The organism is Bradyrhizobium sp. CCBAU 53338 (genome assembly GCF_015291665.1).
Taxonomy (GTDB): domain Bacteria; phylum Pseudomonadota; class Alphaproteobacteria; order Rhizobiales; family Xanthobacteraceae; genus Bradyrhizobium.
Genome location: NZ_CP030048.1, coordinates 3,124,423 through 3,142,557, shown reverse-complemented (window position 1 = coordinate 3,142,557; position 18,135 = coordinate 3,124,423). Strand labels below are relative to the sequence as shown.

At 63.7% G+C, this 18,135-nt stretch carries 17 protein-coding genes and 1 tRNA gene; 7 read left to right on the top strand and 11 right to left on the bottom strand.

The window, feature by feature from the left end; genetic code table 11:
- Nucleotides 1–47: 47 nt before the first annotated feature.
- From XH90_RS14625 to nac, 7 genes are all read right to left on the bottom strand, one after another.
- Complete coding sequence (locus XH90_RS14625) at nt 48–866, bottom strand: LamB/YcsF family protein (protein ID WP_194482133.1); 819 nt, start codon at nt 864–866, stop codon at nt 48–50.
- A complete protein-coding gene (locus tag XH90_RS14620) occupies nt 863–1,282 on the bottom strand; it encodes an acetyl-CoA carboxylase (RefSeq protein ID WP_194482132.1) in 420 nt (139 codons plus the stop codon). Before XH90_RS14620 ends, XH90_RS14625 begins: the two co-directional genes overlap by 4 nt.
- A complete protein-coding gene (locus XH90_RS14615; protein WP_194482688.1) occupies nt 1,279–2,265 on the bottom strand; it encodes a biotin-dependent carboxyltransferase family protein in 987 nt (328 codons plus the stop codon). The genes XH90_RS14620 and XH90_RS14615 overlap by 4 nt, the downstream gene beginning before the upstream one ends.
- The gene (gene pxpB / locus XH90_RS14610; protein WP_194482131.1) at nt 2,262–2,921 is read right to left on the bottom strand and encodes a 5-oxoprolinase subunit PxpB; all 660 of its coding nucleotides are present in this window, start codon (nt 2,919–2,921) and stop codon (nt 2,262–2,264) included. Before pxpB ends, XH90_RS14615 begins: the two co-directional genes overlap by 4 nt.
- Nucleotides 2,918–4,270 carry an acetyl-CoA carboxylase biotin carboxylase subunit gene (gene accC, locus XH90_RS14605; RefSeq protein WP_194482130.1) on the bottom strand — a complete coding sequence of 451 codons (1,353 nt, stop codon included), beginning with the start codon at nt 4,268–4,270 and terminating at the stop codon, nt 2,918–2,920. Before accC ends, pxpB begins: the two co-directional genes overlap by 4 nt.
- Before the next feature lie 4 nt (nt 4,271–4,274).
- On the bottom strand, nt 4,275–4,715 hold the full coding sequence (locus tag XH90_RS14600; RefSeq protein ID WP_194482129.1) for an acetyl-CoA carboxylase biotin carboxyl carrier protein subunit: 441 nt from the start codon (nt 4,713–4,715) through the stop codon (nt 4,275–4,277).
- A gap of 112 nt (nt 4,716–4,827) precedes the next feature.
- The gene (gene nac / locus XH90_RS14595) at nt 4,828–5,766 is read right to left on the bottom strand and encodes a nitrogen assimilation transcriptional regulator NAC (protein WP_194482128.1); all 939 of its coding nucleotides are present in this window, start codon (nt 5,764–5,766) and stop codon (nt 4,828–4,830) included.
- Between the two features lie 141 nt (nt 5,767–5,907).
- On the opposite strand from nac, the gene XH90_RS14590 reads away from it, so the two are divergent.
- The 3 genes from XH90_RS14590 (at nt 5,908) to XH90_RS14580 (ending at nt 9,864) form a co-directional block, all read left to right on the top strand.
- Nucleotides 5,908–7,116, top strand: a complete 1,209-nt coding sequence (locus XH90_RS14590; protein ID WP_194482127.1) for an aspartate transaminase — start codon at nt 5,908–5,910, stop codon at nt 7,114–7,116.
- 21 nt (nt 7,117–7,137) lie between these two features.
- A complete protein-coding gene (locus tag XH90_RS14585; RefSeq protein ID WP_194482126.1) occupies nt 7,138–7,803 on the top strand; it encodes an RraA family protein in 666 nt (221 codons plus the stop codon).
- A gap of 810 nt (nt 7,804–8,613) precedes the next feature.
- Nucleotides 8,614–9,864: a hypothetical protein gene (locus tag XH90_RS14580; RefSeq protein ID WP_194482125.1), complete on the top strand. Its 1,251-nt coding sequence runs from the start codon at nt 8,614–8,616 to the stop codon at nt 9,862–9,864.
- A gap of 72 nt (nt 9,865–9,936) precedes the next feature.
- Here the strand turns inward: XH90_RS14580 and XH90_RS14575 are convergent.
- Both XH90_RS14575 and XH90_RS14570 read right to left on the bottom strand, forming a co-directional pair.
- A tRNA-Gly gene (locus tag XH90_RS14575) sits at nt 9,937–10,010 on the bottom strand.
- 349 nt (nt 10,011–10,359) lie between these two features.
- Nucleotides 10,360–12,756 (bottom strand): ATP-binding protein, encoded by a 2,397-nt coding sequence (locus XH90_RS14570; protein WP_194482124.1) that lies wholly within the window; start codon nt 12,754–12,756, stop codon nt 10,360–10,362.
- Between the two features lie 336 nt (nt 12,757–13,092).
- On the opposite strand from XH90_RS14570, the gene XH90_RS14565 reads away from it, so the two are divergent.
- On the top strand, nt 13,093–13,806 hold the full coding sequence (locus XH90_RS14565) for an ABC transporter substrate-binding protein (RefSeq protein WP_194482123.1): 714 nt from the start codon (nt 13,093–13,095) through the stop codon (nt 13,804–13,806).
- Nucleotides 13,807–13,817: 11 nt separating this feature from the next.
- Here XH90_RS14565 and XH90_RS14560 read toward each other — a convergent pair whose 3' ends face one another.
- Nucleotides 13,818–14,021 carry a hypothetical protein gene (locus XH90_RS14560; RefSeq protein ID WP_194482122.1) on the bottom strand — a complete coding sequence of 68 codons (204 nt, stop codon included), beginning with the start codon at nt 14,019–14,021 and terminating at the stop codon, nt 13,818–13,820.
- A 26-nt stretch (nt 14,022–14,047) separates the two neighbouring features.
- Nucleotides 14,048–14,233, bottom strand: a complete 186-nt coding sequence (locus XH90_RS14555) for a hypothetical protein (protein ID WP_246755810.1) — start codon at nt 14,231–14,233, stop codon at nt 14,048–14,050.
- 205 nt (nt 14,234–14,438) lie between these two features.
- Between XH90_RS14555 and XH90_RS14550 the strand changes: the two genes are divergently transcribed.
- The 3 genes from XH90_RS14550 (at nt 14,439) to XH90_RS14540 (ending at nt 18,108) form a co-directional block, all read left to right on the top strand.
- On the top strand, nt 14,439–14,825 hold the full coding sequence (locus tag XH90_RS14550) for a YciI family protein (RefSeq protein WP_194482120.1): 387 nt from the start codon (nt 14,439–14,441) through the stop codon (nt 14,823–14,825).
- 188 nt (nt 14,826–15,013) lie between these two features.
- Entirely contained in the window at nt 15,014–17,071 is a 2,058-nt protein-coding gene (locus XH90_RS14545) for an ATP-dependent helicase (RefSeq protein WP_194482119.1), read from the top strand.
- A gap of 56 nt (nt 17,072–17,127) precedes the next feature.
- Nucleotides 17,128–18,108: an NADPH:quinone oxidoreductase family protein gene (locus tag XH90_RS14540; RefSeq protein ID WP_194482118.1), complete on the top strand. Its 981-nt coding sequence runs from the start codon at nt 17,128–17,130 to the stop codon at nt 18,106–18,108.
- Nucleotides 18,109–18,135: the final 27 nt, after the last annotated feature.

Here is an 18,135-nt window from a genome sequence, read left to right as displayed (position 1 = left end):
CCTTTTCAACACGCTAAACGATCGCGCAACTTTCCCGCCAAGAGGGATTAAATGTGGCGGGATAAGGTCCCCTTATGATCCAACGGCGCTCCCCCGGAGCCCGGCACAAGCTTGGAAAGCGGCACGATTGCGCCACCTGCCGCTTCGATCGAGGCCCGGATCCGCCGGGCGAGTTCGACGGCGCCCGGGGTATCCCCATGCAGCAGGATCGACTGGGCCGGCATGGCCAGCGCCTTTCCGCTGGCGGCAATGACCACGCCTTCACGCAGCAGTCGCTCGACTCGCTCGGCAGCCACCCCAGCGTCATGAATGACCGCACCGGGCTTTGCCCGAGACACCAGCAGGCCCTCGTCGTCATAGGCCCGATCAGCCAGGAACGTCGTGGCAACCCTGATGCCGCACTGCCCTGCCGCATCCTCGATGGCGCGGCTGCTCGAGGAAACGATCAGCAGATTGGGATCGAACGCGGCGACCGCGCGAACCAATGGGCGGGCAAGATCGGCGTCGGCAGCTGCCATGTTGCCCAGCGCCCCATGAAAGCTCATATGCGTGACGCGATGCCCGACGGCCCGCGCGATGCCATCGAGCGCGCCGAGCTGGTAGGTGACCATTGCGGCGAGCTCGGTGGTGTCGATCTGCATCACGCGCCGGCCAAATCCCTGACGGTCCGGAAAGCCGACGTGAGCCCCAAGGTCGACGCCGCGCGCCTTGGCGCGCTCCGCCGTGCGCTGCATGATCAGCGGATCGCCGGCATGAAAGCCGCACGCGACGTTGGCCGAAGACACGAGGTCGAGCAGCGCCTCGTCGTTGCCCATCGGCCACGGACCAAAACCTTCGCCCATATCGGCGTTGAGATCGATCTTCATGATGCCTCACCTTCGAACGGCTGTAGTACGAACAGCGGCGTGCCGTAGCCAACGATCGTGCCGTACGCGACCAGCACATCGGTCAGCATTCCTGCCCGGGGCGCGGGCACGGCTAAGAGCAGAGACCCGATTTGCAGGAAGCCGAGAGGGTCGCCAGCCCGGACATCGGCGGCGATCAAAGCGATTGCGCGCTCGTGAAGCGGGTGACGATCGAGAAAGATGCCCGGCGATGGAGCGCGAACGGTCATCGACGGCGCGGCGACGGGCGGCGATTCCTCGCCCTGAATGACGCGCACCGATGCACCATCGTTCACCAGGCGCAACGTCGCGCTCGGACCGCGCAGCTCGAGCAGCGCGAGATTGGCGTCCTTGAGCCAGGCGCTCAACTGGTCGACGTGATCGACGGGATTGCTCATCGGCCTCCCCCCTTGCCGCAGTGAAGCTCGACGAGACGACGCGCGTTTGCGAGCCAGCGGCGGATGTCCACTGAAGCGTCCAGCGCTTCATCCCAGCTACAGCGGATGAAGCGAATGTTGCTCCCGATGGGGGCTTGGCCGAGACGCCAGAGATCTGCCTCGATCACCGTGCCGATTTTGGGATAGCCGCCGGAGGGCTGCGCATCCCGCATCTGGATAATGGGCTGGCCGCCATGGGGCACCTGAATGACGCCGGGCACGATGCCGTGCGAGCGCAATTCCAGCGGACGCAGCGGGTTGAGCTCAGGGCCGGCAAGCCTGTAGCCATAGCGGTCGCTCTGCGGGGTGATTTTCCAGGCGGTCGACCACAATGCATCGTGCGATGACTTGGTGAAGCAGTCGTACTCGGCAGCCGGTAGCACGCGAACGGCGGGCACACCGTCGACCTCAAGCGGGAGCGTTAGCCCTGGCGGGACCAGACCGAATCCGGGAGCGGCGCGGCCCTTCGAACCGGCGGTCGGCAGCTCGTCGCCATCGCGGAGCGGCCGCCCCTCGTGTCCACCAAATGCGCCTCTCAACTGCGTGCTCCGCGAGCCGAGCACGGCCGGCACGTCAATGCCACCAGCGACACACAGATAGGCGCGGGTCGCGCGCCATGTCGTCTGCTTGGGAAGCGACAGCGACAGCACCTGCCCCGCTTCGGCGCGATGCGCCCACCACGGCAACACCGGCGTCTCATCAATCCTTGCCGCGCAATCGGCGCCGGTGACGGCAAAAACAGTCGAGCGCTCGAAACGAACCTTGAAAGGAAGAACCGGGACCTCAATGGCTGCGGCGTTCTTCTCGTTGCCCAGCAGGATATTGCCTCCGGCAAGCGCGAGAGGATCCATGGCGCCCGATATCCCGACGCCAAGGTTGAGCCTACCTGTACGGCCGAGATCCTGGACCGTCGCAAGCGCGCCTGCCGACAGAACCTTGATCATCGCAGCACTCGGATAACTTTGAAGCGGATGCTGTCGCCCGGCTGAAGCAGTGCGGGCGGGCTGCGATTCACATCGAAGAATGCGACCTGTGTGCTGCCGATCGTATTCCATCCGCTCGGCCCGTCGGAGGCAGACACGCCGGTCTGACTGCCACCGATCGACACGGCTCCGCCCGGAATCTTCAGCACCGGCACCTTGCGGCGCGGCGTCGCGATACGCGTATCCATGCCGCCGAGATAGCAGTAGCCGGGGTGACTTCCGAGCGCGAACACGGTGTAGGTTGGCGAGGTGTGGCGCTCGACGATCTCATCGACGCTCATGCCGGTGTGTTCGACGACATCGGCCATATGCGGCCCGGCTTCTCCGCCATAGGCGACGGGCAGATCGATGCAGCGCCCGGCGATCGGAAGCGGCGCGACGGAACTCCAGAGTTCGACAAGCCTTTGTTCCATCTCTTCCGGTCGTCGCGGCGGCTCGCCAAAGACCAACATGAGGTTGTTCATGCCTGGCACGGCCTCGCGCACACCGGAAAATTCGGCAGCCTCGTGCGCCATGGCCCAGATCCGCCGCTGTGTTTCAAGCGTGGTCTCGCCGGGCGCCTCAAACAGCAGGGCTGTCGTCCCAAGCAGGCTTGTGCGAGGCCCGTCCGTCGTCACGGCTGCCCACTCCGGCGAAGTCTCGTCTCGAGATGGTGGATACTGACGCCACCGCGGATAAAATCTGGATCAGTGACGAGGCGCCGGTGCAGCGGCAGGTTTGTTGCAATTCCCCCGATCCGCGCCTCGTCGAGCGCCACGCGCAAACGGGCCAACGCTTCATCGCGTGTCGTGCCATGGACGATAAGCTTGCCGAGCAGCGAGTCGTAATACGACGATACGCGGTAACCGGAACTCGCGTGACTGTCGATCCGTACGCCAGGTCCGCCCGGCATCTGCCAGGTATCAATCATACCAGGCGAGGGCGCGAAGCTGTCCGGGTCTTCGGCATTGATGCGGCACTCGAAAGCATGACCGTGACAGGCGATGCCGTCCTGCCTGAACGGCAGCCTTTCACCCTGCGCCACACGAATCTGAGCCTCGACGAGATCGATCCCGGTGGTCATCTCGGTAACGGGATGTTCGACCTGGAGGCGCGTATTCATCTCGATAAAGTAGAACGCGTTATCTTCGACCAGGAATTCGAAAGTCCCGACGCTGCGATAGCCGATTTGTCGGCAAGCCTCGGCACAGCGCTCGCCGATTTCACGGACCAGCGCATCTTCGATCTGCGGGGCTGGCGCTTCCTCGATGACCTTCTGATGTCGCCGCTGCAGCGAGCAATCGCGGCTACCAAGCCAGACCGCATCACCGTAGGTATCGGCGATCACCTGGATTTCGACGTGACGCGGCCGACCGAGGAATTTCTCGACATAGATGGCGCTGTTCCCGAATGCGAGCCGCGCTTCTTCCCGGGTCACGAGCAGCGCGTCGGCCAAGGCGCTCTCGCTCTCGACCATCCGCATGCCGCGACCGCCCCCGCCGCACGCGGCCTTTAGAATCACGGGATAGCCAATCTCGCCTGCCGCCGCGCGCACGACATCAAGATCGTCAGTCAGAGCCGCATCGGGACCGGGGACGCACGGAACGCCCGCCGCCCTCATGGACCGCTTGGCTGCGATCTTGTCACCCATCACGCGCATGCTCGCGGCACTCGGACCGATGAATGTCAGTCCGGCGGCCTCGACTCGCTCCGCAAAGCCGGCATTTTCTGACAAAAATCCGTAGCCGGGGTGGATCGCTTCGGCTCCGCTGACTTCAGCGGCAAACAGAATTGCCTTCTGGCACAGGTAGCTCTGCGCTGCCGCGGCGGGCCCGATGCACAGAGCGAGGTCAGCCTGAAGCACATACGGCGCCTCTCGATCGGGCTCGGAATGGACCACGATCGTTCGCAGGCCGAGACGCCGACAGGTCCGCTGGATGCGGAGGGCAATCTCTCCCCGGTTGGCTATGAGAACCGATCCAAACATGAGGTCACGCGAACCTTATCAGTTCCTGGCCGGCCTCGACTTCCTGACCCGAAGCAACCAAAATCGCCGACACAGTACCGTCCCGTTCGGCCCGAACCTCGTGAAACATCTTCATCGCCTCGATGACACAGAGTGGCGTTCCTGCCGTCACGGCCTGACCGACCGAAATGAAGACCGGCGCATCCGGCGCCGGTTGCAGATGCACAATTCCGAACAAGGGCGCTGCGATCTTGGCCTCTCTGTTCGGCGCCGCTTCGGGTTTGGCGCGATTTGGCAACTGCTTGGCCGGCGTGGATGCGGCCGTCTTGATCAGTACCCGAGCCATATCGTCCAGCTGCGCCCGACGAACCAACCTGAGCGACCAGCCGTCTTCGCTGAATTCCATTTCGTTCAGATCAGACGCAGCCATCGCATCGATCAGGATCTTGATCTGGTCCAAATCCATGTTCCGCCACCCATACGGGATCGTGGCGCTGCATGCGCAACGCCGGCCTCGACGCTAGCGCCATCGATTTCTGCCGACCAAGACGGATTGGCTTTGCCCCTATAAGAGAGCGCTATGACGCTTTCTGAGACCGCTCATCATGCGCAATCAGATTGCCCGGCAGACCGGCCACAAGCTCCAGCAGGATTTCCTTGATCGCCTGCGCCGGTTCGGAGAGCGGCAAATGATCGGACTGGCACAGCGCCAGCGGCGCCTCGATCACCGGTTCAATGATGCAGGATTGCCAGGCATCGCAGGAGGACGCGACCTGCCGCGCCATCGATTCCGGTAGGATGGTGGCGCCAAGGCCATCGGAGATCACGGCGGTCAGCGTGCTGGCCGATTCGATTTCCGCGACGACCTTCGGCACCTTGCCGATGGCCGCGAAAGCGTCGTTCACCATCTTGCGGACGACATTGTAGGGGCGTGCAAGGTAGAGCTCGGTGTCAACGATCATCGCGAGCGGCACCTCGGCCGGGGGCGCCACCATGCTGCCGCGGCCGACGAGGTAAAGCGGCTCTCTCAACAGCGGCTGGAATGCGAGGCCGTGGACGGCGGTCTTACCGCCGTAGAGAACCGCCAGATCCATGCGGCCATTCATCACGAGCTCGGAAAGCGTGGTGCCATAGGTCTCGTTCAAATACAGCAAAATACCGGGGTGCCGCGCCCGCACGGTGCGCAGGAGCGGCAGAGCCAGTCCTGCCGCGGCAGTCCCCGGCGCAAGCCCCACGGCCACGGCGCCGGAGATGTTTTTCGCAGCCGCATTCATGTCGGCGCGCGCCTGGTCGCATTGCCGGAGGATGAGCTGGGCGTGGCGATACAGCACCTTGCCGGCCTCGGTCGGCACCACGCCGCTCTTGGTGCGCACGAGAAGCTGCTGACGCACCTCGCCTTCGAGGGTTGCGAGCTGTTGACTGAGCGCTGGCTGCGCCACGTGAAGCACATCGGCGGCTTGCGTCAGGCTGCCGACGTCGACGATCTTCACGAAGTACTGCAGTCGCCTGAGATTCACGTCCTCTCCTCAGACTGCCTCCCGCTCCAGACCGGAGCAGAGCATCCATAAGATATGCCTATCAGGCCAGATTGAACTCGTGTTGGCCAGGGCCGGGCTCAATCACTAGCGTCGCACCTCGCTTAGCCAGGGTCAATCATTATGAACCATCCTCGTATTTCCGCACGGGTGAGGCGCATCAAGCCTTCGCCGAGCTCGGCGGCAGCCGATCGGGCAACGGCGCTGAAGCGAGAGGGCCGGAACATTGTCAGCCTTGTCGTCGGCGAGCCGGACTTCGATACGCCTGCGAACATTCGCGCCGCGGCCTCAAAGGCGATGGACAAGGGTGCTACCCGTTACACGATGCTGCCGGGATCCGTCGATCTGCGCGAGGCGATTGCAGCCAAACTGAAGCGCGAGAACAATCTCGTCTACTCCCCCTCCGACATCATCGTCACCAACGGTTGCAAGAGCGGCATCTATAGCGCGCTCGAGGCGACGATCGAGGCCGGCGACGAGGTGATCATCCCGGCTCCCTACTGGGTGTCGTACCCCGACATGGTGATCGCCTGCGAGGGCGTTCCGAAAATCGTCGCCTGCCCGGAAAGCCAAGGCTTCAAGATCTCGCCAGAGCAACTCGAAGCTGCCATCACGAACAAGACGCGATGGCTGATCATCAACTCGCCGTCGAATCCGACGGGCGCAAGCTACTCGGCGGCGGAATACCGCGAGCTGGCCGACATTCTCGCACGGCATCCTCACGTGCTGGTCATGACGGACGACATCTACGAACACATCCGCTTCGATGGCCGCGCAACGCCGCACCTGCTGAACGCTGCCCCCGAACTGGCGGACCGCGTGCTTGCGGTGAATGGCGTGTCGAAGACCTACGCAATGACCGGCTGGCGGATCGGCTGGATCGCCGGTCCCTCCGATCTGATCGGTGCGTTGAACACGCTACTGTCGCAGGCCGCCGGCAACGCCTGCTCGATCAGTCAGGCCGCCGCCGTCGAAGCGCTCAACGGCGACCAGAGCTTCGTTACCGAAAGCGTCGCGATCTACCGTAGCCGCCGCGATCGCACGCTGACGCGCATCAACCAGATCGAGGGCTTGAGCTGCCTGCCGCCCGAAGGCGCGTTTTATCTCTACGTCAATTGCGCCGAGCTGATCGGTCGAAAAACTCCTGCGGGTGCGCACCTCGAGACTGATGGCGACGTCGCGATGTATCTGCTCGAAAGCGTCGGCGTCGCCGTGGTCCAAGGTAGCGCCTACGGCTTGTCGCCGTACTTCCGCATCTCGATCGCCGCATCGCTCGATGTGCTCGACGACGGCATCAACCGCATCGCTCGCGCCGTCTCCGAACTTCGCTAGTCTCCTGATCGGAAGCACCTCATGTCAAACACCGGCATCGAAAAGAATCCCTCGGCTCCGCAAGTCGATCCCGCGGTGATCGCAAAACTACGGACCATCGCAGTCGCCCTGCTCAGCGACCAATTGCACCGCAATTGCGGCAGCGTTGGCCTAATCCCCTATCATTCACCGGCGCCGATGGTGGGCACTGCGGTGACCGTGAAGACCCGCGGCGGCGACAACCTCGCCATCCTGCGTGCCTACGACTTCTGTCGTCCCGGCGACGTGATGGTTGTCGATGCCGGTGGTGATATCTCCAACGCACTGGTCGGCGGCATCATGACACTCGGCGCGGCCTCGCTTGGGCTTGCCGGCATGGTGCTCGACGGCGCCATTCGCGACGTTGCGGAAATCCGTCAGCGCACTTTTCCTGTCTACGCGCGCGGCGTGACCCATCGTGGTCCCTACAAGGATGGTCCCGGAGCGATCAATGTCTCGATCACCGTCGGCGGCATGCCCGTGAACGCGGGCGACATCATTGTGGGGGACCAGGACGGACTCCTGGCATTCCCGCCGTCACTGGCCGCAACCATCATCAAAAAGGCATTGGCGCAGGAGCAAAAAGAACAAGACACCATCCACGCGATCCGTGAGGGCCGATGGGATCGCGCCTTCGTCGATGCGCTGGAGACTCGTTGCGCGAACTGAACGGAACATGATGGCATTTTCGTCGTTCCGCGGTCCGATTTGCTCACCCCAACCTCCAAATCTAGGACGCTCGCGTGGTCGAGCTGTACCATTGGGTCTGTGCGCGGTATCTCGCTGACCTGACGAGTGCCGGAACCTGGCGGAGGGAGTGCGGAGCGAAACCCACAACTCGCGATCTTTCGATTTCGAGCGATTGACGCGGCGTGAGCACGAGTCCGCCGCCTGCCCTCGGAAAATTCAGGTCCAGCACAGGCGCCACATCCCTGCTCACACTGGCGGTGATGAGATTTTTCTTGGTCTACCGGTGCACACGTCGTGCACACGCCGCCTTTTAAGCGGTTGAAAAACTTGAACTCTCGTTCCAGCCATTATGGGCAAGCTTGAGCTAGCTCCATCGATCCGACGGCGACTAGGTCAGACATCAGCAAATTACGTCCCTCCGATTTGATGGCCCCGCATAACATCAAGCGAAGATGATCCGTACCTTCTCACTCGATGTACCTGCCGCAAGACGACCTTCTGGCACATCTAATTTCGCCATAGTGCTCCACGCTTTCTCTCGCTTCAGTAGAGTCTTAACCGAGCATCATGATTTAATGGGCCACCGATCTCATGCTTCCAAACTTGGATGTCCCGCGCCAGATTTACCGAGGCAGATATTAAGCGCGCGGTTCGAGGCGTACTCGACGCCGGTGGCAGGGTCGCGCGCGTCGAGATTTGGCCTGACGGACGCATTTCTGTGTTGATTCTGGAAGAAGGATCGATTCCAATTAATCCTGAAGACGACCCGGAGGAGTCCAGGAGACTGCTGTGAAAAGATTGGGGCGATCTGCGTTACCGTTGCCTCGGTACACTTTACGCAAGCGTCTCGGAGGCGGCAGCTTCGGGTATTTTTTCAATATCCCGACGTGGGCGCGCAAGCGGGGATGTTCGATCGCGAACGAAGCCCTTGGCACCGACTACAAGCGCGCAGTCACACGCGCAGAGCAAATTTTGCTCCCCGCTTTTGATAGTTGGCGCTCCGGCGGCGAGGATGCGAATCCAATCGGCATTGGCGTGGTCGTCGGCACGCTGGATTGGATGTTTCACGTCTACCGTCAAACCTGGTCCCAGAAAACAGCCAAGCGACTTCAGCCTTTGAGCCCCGGCCAGTGCCGCGTTCATGAGACTGGCATCAAGATGATCTGCGAGTACATCTTGCAAGATGGCCGACGACTGGGGACGCGCCGGGTCGCAAGCATCGATACGGCTTTCGTCGATCAGCTCTTCGAAAAACTGCTCTTCAAAGAGGTTAAGGGCGAGAAGATCGAACGCCGTACGACGGTCAATCACGCGATGAAGACCGCACGTGGCGCCTGGAACGCCATCTCCCGAGCACATCCAGGCTTGTTTCCGCCCCGCAATCCCTTCGAAAAGATGGGTCTGCAATCCAGCTCGCGCGAGACACCGCATGCGACCTTTGCGGAGCTTGCAGCTTTCCGCGCTAAGGCGATCGAGATGGGCTATCCTTCGCTTGCTACCGGTGCGCTGATCGGCTGGGAGCTGCTTCAACGCGAGGCTCACATTTTCATTCGTTTTGTGGCCGATCACTACCGGCCGCCGAGCCGGCCGAGCCATGTGTACGTCATCAACTACAAGACCAGCACGGGATCTTGGGAGCCACTATTCAATGCCAAGGGCAAGGCACTGTACCCGCTGCTCATGGCCGAGCTTGACGCAATCAAGGAGTTGCGCCCGACGGGCGGCCTGATGTTGCGGCGTGATGGCAGCAGTCTACCCTGGTTCGGCAAAGGTGAGATGCTGACTCAAGTCCAGCGCATTACGAAGAAGATTATCTTGGCTGCAGGTTTACGGCCTGAGCTGACCTTTACCTCATTCGGTCGCCACGGCGGCACGACCGAAGCAAGCACATCGGGGCTAACGGAAACTCAGCTGATGAAGAAGGGTCAGTGGTCGTCGACCGCAGCTATGGCGCACTATCTGCACGACGACGACGAGGCCAAGCAAGATGCGCAAATGAAACGCATCAAGCGCCGTGCAAAGCAAGCGAAAGAAAAGTGAACGTTTGTCAGAATGAGAATGCGCGGCTTGTCAGAATGGAAAGGTCTTGACGCGCTAAGTTATTGAAATCATTGGAGCGGGTGAAGGGAATCGAACCCTCGTATTCAGCTTGGAAGGCTGCTGCTCTACCATTGAGCTACACCCGCGCAAGTCGCTGCCTAACACGGCCGGGCGGCGGTCTCAACTGCCCGTGGCGCTGCTTTCGCCGGCTTTCGGGCCCTTGCGCACAGGCCAGGTTCCGCCCCGCTCCGCCGCCCCTTAACAGCGGCGGCCATCCGGCCTATATTGTGATCTCCCGCAATCAACGAAAGGAGGTGATCCAGTGTCTTGTCTCAAGCGCTGTCACCTCGCTGGGATCGCCCGCTAGGCTTTGAAAGAGGCTTGGCATCGGGGCGCTCTCAGCCCTGGACCAGCGAGCAAGAAATCGGGCGCGACGGGTTCTCCCCGCCGCGCCTTTTGCTTGGCCAGGCGAAACTCGCCGGCGTCGCGCGCCGCTCAAAGCGGTCCCTCGCCCGCGAGCACCTCGCGGATCTTTTGCGACAGCTCGGCCTTCCGGTAGGGCTTGCGGAGCAGCGCCACACCGGGATCGAGATGTCCCTCGTGGACGATGGTGTTGTCGGTATAGCCTGACGTGTAGAGCACCCGCACGCCCGGCCGGCGGAGCCGGACCGCTTCGGCCAATTCCCGCCCGTTCATGCCGCCGGGCATGATGATGTCGGTAAACAGCAGATCGAAGCCCGCGCCCTGGTCGACCAGCGCAAGCGCGGCTGCGCCATCGCTGGCCGTCAGCGTGCGATAGCCGAGGCTGCCGAGCTGGGCGATGACATAGCCCTGCACGAGCGGGTCGTCCTCGACCACGAGAATGGTCTCGTGCCCGCGCGCCGGCGTGGGCGTCGGCCCCGGCCCGGTCCTTCCCGCCGCCCCGCCTGCCGATCGCGGCAGGAACAGCCGTATCACCGTGCCATGCCCCTCCTCACTCTCGATCGCGACGGTGCCGCCGGTCTGCTTGGCGAAACCATAGACCATGCTGAGGCCGAGCCCGGTGCCGCGGCCGACGCCCTTTGTGGTGAAGAACGGCTCGAACACGCGGTCGCGAATCTCGGCCGGAATGCCGTGGCCGGTATCGGCCACCGCGATCATGACGTAGGAGCCGGCATCGCCATCGTCGCTGCCGTCGAGCTCCCGGTTGGCGGTCTCGAGCGTGAGGCTGCCGCCGTCGGGCATCGCATCGCGCGCATTGACGGCAAGATTGACGATCGCCGACGAAAGCTGGGACGGATCGGCCATGGCCGGCCACGCATCGTCGGCGAGCCGGATCACGATCTCGACATGCTCGCCGAGGATCGGCCGCAACAGCTTCGCCGTCTCGACCACGAGAGCGTTGACGTCGATCTCGCGCGGCTCCAGCGGCTGGCGCCTCGCAAAGGTCAGGAGCTGCGAGGTGATCTCCGCGCCGCGCGAGGCCGCATCGTCGATGAGCTGGGCGATTGCGGCAAGCTCCGGCTTGTCCGCGAGCCCCTCCTGGATGATCTCGATGGTCCCGATGATGACGGTCAGCACGTTGTTGAAGTCGTGCGCGACGCCGCCGGTGAGCTGGCCCATCGCATCCATCTTCTGGGACTGGCGAAGCCGCTCTTCGGTCTCATGCTGCGCGGTGAGGTCGGTGGACGAGCCGCGATAGCCCATGAAACGCCCGTCGTCGGCGAAAACAGGCTGACCGTTGACGCTGAAATAGTGCAGCCGCCCGGCCGCATCGCGGCCGCGATACTCGAATTTCCGGAACGGCTCGTGGCGGTCGAGCGTCGCCATGTGCTCGCGCCATTTCTCCGCTTCGGCATTCTGGTCGAGGGCGGCATCCGGGCGCCGCCTGCCGATCAGGGCTTCGGGATCCATGCCGAAAGCACCGGCGCGGTCCGATATGTAGGTGAAGACGTGATCGGGCCCGGTTTCCCAGAACCAGTCCGATGCAGTCTCGGCATAGTCGCGAAAGCGCTGCTCGCTCGCGCGCGCGTCCTCTTCGGCGCGACGGCGGATCTTCAGATCGCGTTCGAGATTCGCGTTGGCCTCGCGCAGCTCGCCATAGGCACGACCGAGGTTGGCGCACATGACGTTGAACGCGTCGGTCACCTTGTCCAGCTCATCGGGATCGTAGGGCGGCCGTCGCTCCAGTTGCAAAGGCGGCGGCGGCCGCGCCACGCTGTATTTGCTGACGAAGTCTGCGATCGCAACCAGATGCCGCGTCACCAGAACGTGGAACATGTAGATGATGAACAATGAGACCAGGAACGTCTTTGCCGCCTGGCTTGCCAGGATGACGAGGGCCCGGTTCAGCAATTGCCGATAGACGTCATTCAGCGTCGCCTCGACATGCAACACGCCGATGTTGTGCACCGTCCCCTGCACATTGGTGGTCAGCGGATAGTCGCGCGCCACGACCGAGCGGGTGCTTCGCGCGCCGACGGCGACGCGGATGGGATCGGGGCGATCGGCGATCTCGCGGACCTCGGCGGCGCGCATGCCCGGCAGCCGCAGGATACCGTCGAGCTGAAGCTTGAGCTGGTTCTGGTCGAGATTCCACAGGCTTTCGCCGAGGCTGGCCGTGGTGCTGCGGCCGACCTCCTCGAGCCGCGTCTCGATCATGCCGACTTCGCGGTCATAGTCGAGATAGAGCTGGAGCACGGTCAGTGTCAGCGTCACGACGGAGGAAAACAGCAGCACGGCGGCAAGCAGGCGGGGCCCGACGCCGCTCCGCGACCAGTTGAAGATCCGCGACGGCAACGCGGCGAGCAGCGGGGACGTGAACGGCGTTCCGATGCCGCTCAAATCCTGCTTCGCGGCCGCCGGCGCAACAGCGCGGCCACGGTCGGGATTCTCGTCACCTGCGTTGGCCATGCACCCCGTCCCAGAAAATGGCGACACTCCTGTCCGGCCTGCCGGCCGCGGCCGCGCACAACTCGACGGTTTTGATTCTCCTCAGCACACGACGTGTGCGGCAATCCTGTCGGCCCTTGGGCGATCTGAGGTCGGTGGGGTCATATCTTGCGCCCAGCAGCAGGATTCCCGCGTAAAATATCACTCCGCGTGCTAGAATGACACCGGTGAAATCCGGGAGACGCGCGCGTGGCGGGCGAACGTTGGGCGCCATGGTTCTGCGGCATGGGCCATCTGCGGTAGATCGCGCGGGGCCCCCAACCCAATGGTAGCAAGAGCTGACCAGAGAGGCGCCCCATGTGGCGGATAGTCGTCGTCTGCCTGTCCCTGCTCACGGCCGGAACGTCCTCCGCGCAGTCCGTGATCCGCCTGGCACGGATCGCAGACATCCCGGATCAATATGTCGGCGGCGAGATGCTGCGGGCCGTCTACGCCAAGCTGAACATCAAGCTCGAATTCGAGGACGTCCCCGGCAAGCGGGCGCTGGCGCTGTCGAGCTCCGGCGAGCTCGACGGTGAAATCCAGCGGATCGGAACGCTGTCCCGCGACTACCCGACACTGCTGCAGGTGACGCCCGCGATCAACTACATCGAGCCCGCGGCGTTCACGACCAAGCTCCATTTCGACGTCGACGGCTGGAATTCGATCAGGAACTACAGCATCGGCATCGTCCGCGGCGTCGGCTCGTCGGAAGCCGGCACGCGCGGCATGGACCGCGTCACGGCGACCACCGGCATCGAGAACATGATCAGGATGCTCGATGCCGATCGCTTCGACGTGATGGTCACCGACCTCTTCAGCGGCCTGGTCGCAGTCCGCAAGCTCAATCTCCAGGCCAGGATATATCCGCTCTCCCCGCCGCTCGAGCGCATCAGCATCTATCATTACCTGCATGAGCGGCATCGCGACCTCGTGCCGAAGGTCGGACAGGTGATCGCGCAGATGCAGGCGAGCGGCGAGCTCGCGGCGCTGCGCGAGGCTCTCGTCAAGCAGGTCTTGAGCGCGCCCTGATCAATTCCGGCTCAGAGCACGCGGAGCCGCTCGCGCACCGCCACGGCGGCGATCAGCGTACCTGCGCACCAGGCCATGACCGCACGGTGGGGCTCGGCACTCAAAAGCACGGTGAGGATGCTCACCAGCAGGCAGGGCGCAATCACGTTGCAGTTCCGGCTCACGAGCGAGAGCAGGAAAGGCAGTGCAGCGATCGTGATTTGCAGGGCGCTCATTCGCGCGTCGTTTCGCCCGGCGAGGCTCAGAAGCCGAAGATGGCGAACATGGACGGACGCTTGCCGCGGCGGGTCTCGACGATTCGCTCGCCGCCATTCGCGACGGAGCTGCCGTAGTAGCGGTGATGACCGGCCTGATCGTGCAGATCGGCAGGCTCCGACGTCCCTGCCCGCCGCGCATCGCAGATGATCTTGATGATCCGACCCGACATTGCCGCCTCCGATAGCCCTTGATTGCTCTTGGTGGCCATCAGTCGCCTCGACTTTGGCCGGCGTTCACACCGCCGGCCCGCAATCGGGTTTCATGACGGTTTCGTCAGCATCGCCATGACGCAATATTTCGTATCGGGCCATTGTCGGTATCGATGGCGGTGATACGTCCTTCGGGCTGCGCGCCCAAAAACAAGCGAGGTGAAAATGCTCTACGCAATCCTGGCCTACCACGTGGAAGACGAGCTGTTGGCATGGACGCCGCAGGAGGACGCCGCTGTCCTGGCCAAGGTCATCGAGGTTCAGGCCCCCTTGCGGGCGAGCGGACACCTTGGACCGGCCGCCCGTCTGGATGATACGAGAAAGGCCCACACCTTGCGTGGCCCGGGCGCGGGCATCGTGCTGGACGGCCCGTTTGCCGAGACCAAGGAGCAGCTTCTGGGATTCCACCTCGTCAACTACGACACGGACGAGGAGGCGATCGCGGCGGCGCGGAAGCTGCGCGAGGTCAATCCGAGCGCGGTCTACGAGATCCGCCCGGTCAAGCTTTACGTGCCGGCCGATGGGTTCGGCGCGACAGCGACCAGGGGATGACCGATCAAGGCGCCGTCGGGTCCTGCCGGCCGCCGCCTTGTCCATGCGGCAGCGGTTGGGAAGAGGATCACCCTTTCGGGCTGGAACCTTCGGCTGTTCCTCTCCCCTGAATCCTCGGGGCCCCGCGCCCAGCCGCATTGCGATTCGCCGGAGGATCGTCGATTCTGGCGGCTTCATCGGGGCGATTCGTGACTTCATATCTGGACACGCTCAATGCGGAGCAGCGCCGCGCCGTGGAGCATGGCGTGGCCGATGGCGCGACCGTGGGCGCCCCCCTGCTCGTCATTGCCGGCGCCGGGTCCGGCAAGACCAATACGCTCGCCCATCGCGTCGCGCATCTGATCGTCGCCGGCGCCGATCCCCGCCGCATCCTCTTGATGACGTTCTCCCGCCGCGCCGCGGCCGAGATGGCGGGCCGGGTCGAACGCATCGCCCGAAAGGTGCTCGGCGAAAACAACGCCGCGATCATGCGCGATGCGCTGACCTGGGCCGGAACCTTCCACGGCATCGGCGCGCGGCTGCTGCGCGAATATGCCGAGCGGATCGGTATCGATCCCGCCTTCACCATCCACGACCGCGAGGATTCCGCCGACCTGATGAACCTGGTTCGGCACGAACGCGGCCTGTCGAGGACCGACGGCCGCTTTCCGGCCAAGGGCACCTGCCTGTCGATCTACTCGCGCTGCGTCAACGCCGAGATGGAGATCGAGAAGGTGCTCGGCCAGCATTATCCTTGGTGCGCCGGTTGGGCGGCCGAATTGAAGGGTCTGTTCGCGGCCTATGTCGAGGCCAAGCAGGCCCAGCACGTGCTCGATTACGACGACCTCCTGCTCTACTGGTCGCAGATGATGAGCGATGCATTGATTGCGGAAGAGATCGGCGGCCGCTTCGATCACGTGCTGGTCGACGAATATCAGGACACCAATCGCCTGCAATCCTCGATCCTGCTGGCACTCAAGCCCGACGGACGCGGGCTCACCGTCGTGGGCGACGACGCGCAGTCGATCTATTCGTTCCGCGCCGCCACCGTGCGCAACATCCTGGACTTTCCGCAGAGTTTTTCGCCGCGCGCGGAGACGATCACGCTCGATCGCAACTATCGCTCGACGCAAGCGGTGCTGGCAGCCGCCAACGGCGTCATCGGCCTCGCGCGCGAGCGCTTCACCAAGAATCTCTGGACCGACCGCGCCTCGACGCAGAAGCCGCAGCTCGTCACCGTTCACGACGAGGCCGACCAGGCCCGCTACATCGTCGAACAGGTGCTGGCCAATCGCGAACAAGGCGCGCTGCTCAAGCACCAGGCGGTGCTGTTCCGGACCTCCTCGCATTCCGGCCCGCTGGAGATCGAGCTGACCCGCCGCAACATCCCCTTCGTCAAATTCGGCGGGCTGAAATTCCTCGACGCCGCCCACGTCAAGGACGTGCTGGCCTTGCTGCGCTTTGCCGAGAACCCGCGCGACCGCGTCGCCGGCTTTCGTATCCTGCATCTGTTGCCGGGCATCGGTCCCGCGACCGCGCAGCGCGTGCTCGATCAGATGGCCGAGAGCGCCGATCCGCTGAACGCACTCGCTCAGCTCCCGGTGCCAGCGCGCACCGGCGCGGACTGGACCGACTTCGTCCGCACTATCGAGAATTTGCGCCATTCGGAATGGCCTGTGGAGCTCGAACGCGTGCGGCTCTGGTACGAACCGCACCTCGATCGCCTCCACGAGGATTCCGAGACGCGCCGCGCCGACCTGATGCAGCTCGAGCAGATCGCGAGCGGCTATTCCTCGCGCGAAAAATTCCTGACCGAGCTCACGCTCGATCCACCTGACGCGACCAGCGACAAATCAGGCCCGCCGCTCCGCGACGAGGATTACCTGATCCTCTCCACCATCCATTCCGCCAAGGGCCAGGAGTGGAAATCGGTGTTCGTGCTCAACGTCGTCGACGGCTGCATGCCGTCCGATCTCGGCGCCGGCACCAGCGCCGAGCTCGAGGAGGAGCGCCGCCTGCTCTATGTCGCGATGACACGCGCCAAGGACGTTCTGCATCTCGTCGTGCCGCAGCGTTTCTTCGTCCACGGCCAGGCCGCCAAGGGCGACCGCCACGTCTACGCCTCCCGCACCCGCTTCATCCCTGAGCCGCTGGTCTATCTGTTCGAGCGCACCGCGTGGCCGAAGGCTGCCTCGGCTGGCGCGCGCGCTGCATCGCAGGGACCGAAGATCGACATCGGCGCGCGGATGCGGGGGATGTGGCGGTAGACGCAAGAGCCTCATCTTCGAACCTGTCAGGATATCAGGAACAGCAGAGGCCTGAGATGAAAGCCGTCGTCGTCGAGCAATACGCCCCCTTCGATCAGATCGAGCTGAAGGACGTTCCGTCGCCACAAATGGAGCCCGGACATTTACGCGTCCGGGTGGAGGCGGCGGGCATCGGCTTTGTCGACGGCCTGAAGATCGAGGGACGCTACCAGACCAAGGATCCCCTGCCCTTCATTCCTGGGACGGAATTTGCTGGTGTCGTCGAGGAGGCTCCCGGCGCTCCGGGGGGTTATCAGTCCGGCATGCGCGTGATGGGCATGACGCGGTCGGGCGCGCTGGCCGAGGAGATCGTGGTCAGGCCCGAAACGGTCTATCCCCTGCCGGATGGCGTCGCGGCCGAAGTCGCCGCCTCGTTTCGTGCCAATTATCTGACTGCACTCTATGCGCTGAGCGCCCGTGCCACGATCGTCGCTGGCGAGCAGCTTCTCGTGCTGGGCGCTGCCGGCGGCACGGGGACCGCAGCGGTGCAAATCGGCAAGCTGCTCGGCGCGCGCGTGATCGCGGCAGCGTCAACGCCGGAGAAGCGCGAGTTCGCGCGAGAGCATGGCGCCGACGCTGTCATCGACTATACGCAGGCCGGCTGGCGCGACACGTTGAAGGAATTGACCGGAGGACAAGGCCCAGACGTGATCTTCGATCCTGTCGGTGGCGACGTCTCGGTGCAGGCCTTTCGCTCGATCGCCTGGCGCGGGCGCCACCTGGTGGTTGGCTTTGCCGGAGGCGCGATCCCCGCCCTGCCGTTCAATCTGCCGTTGCTCAAAGGCGGCGCCTTGCTCGGCGTCGACCTCGCGCAGATCCCCACGCGCGAGCCAGACGTGCAGAAGAGCCTGATGTCGAAGCTGATTGGCTGGCTCGCGGAAGGCAAGCTGAAGCCCGCGGTGGGTCGCGTCTTCGCGCTTGAGGACTTCCGCGAGGCCTTCAAGACGATGCAGACGCGCGCCGCGCTCGGCAAGATGGTGGTGCGGATCGCGAGATAGAACGCACAAACGGAAACCGAGCATTTC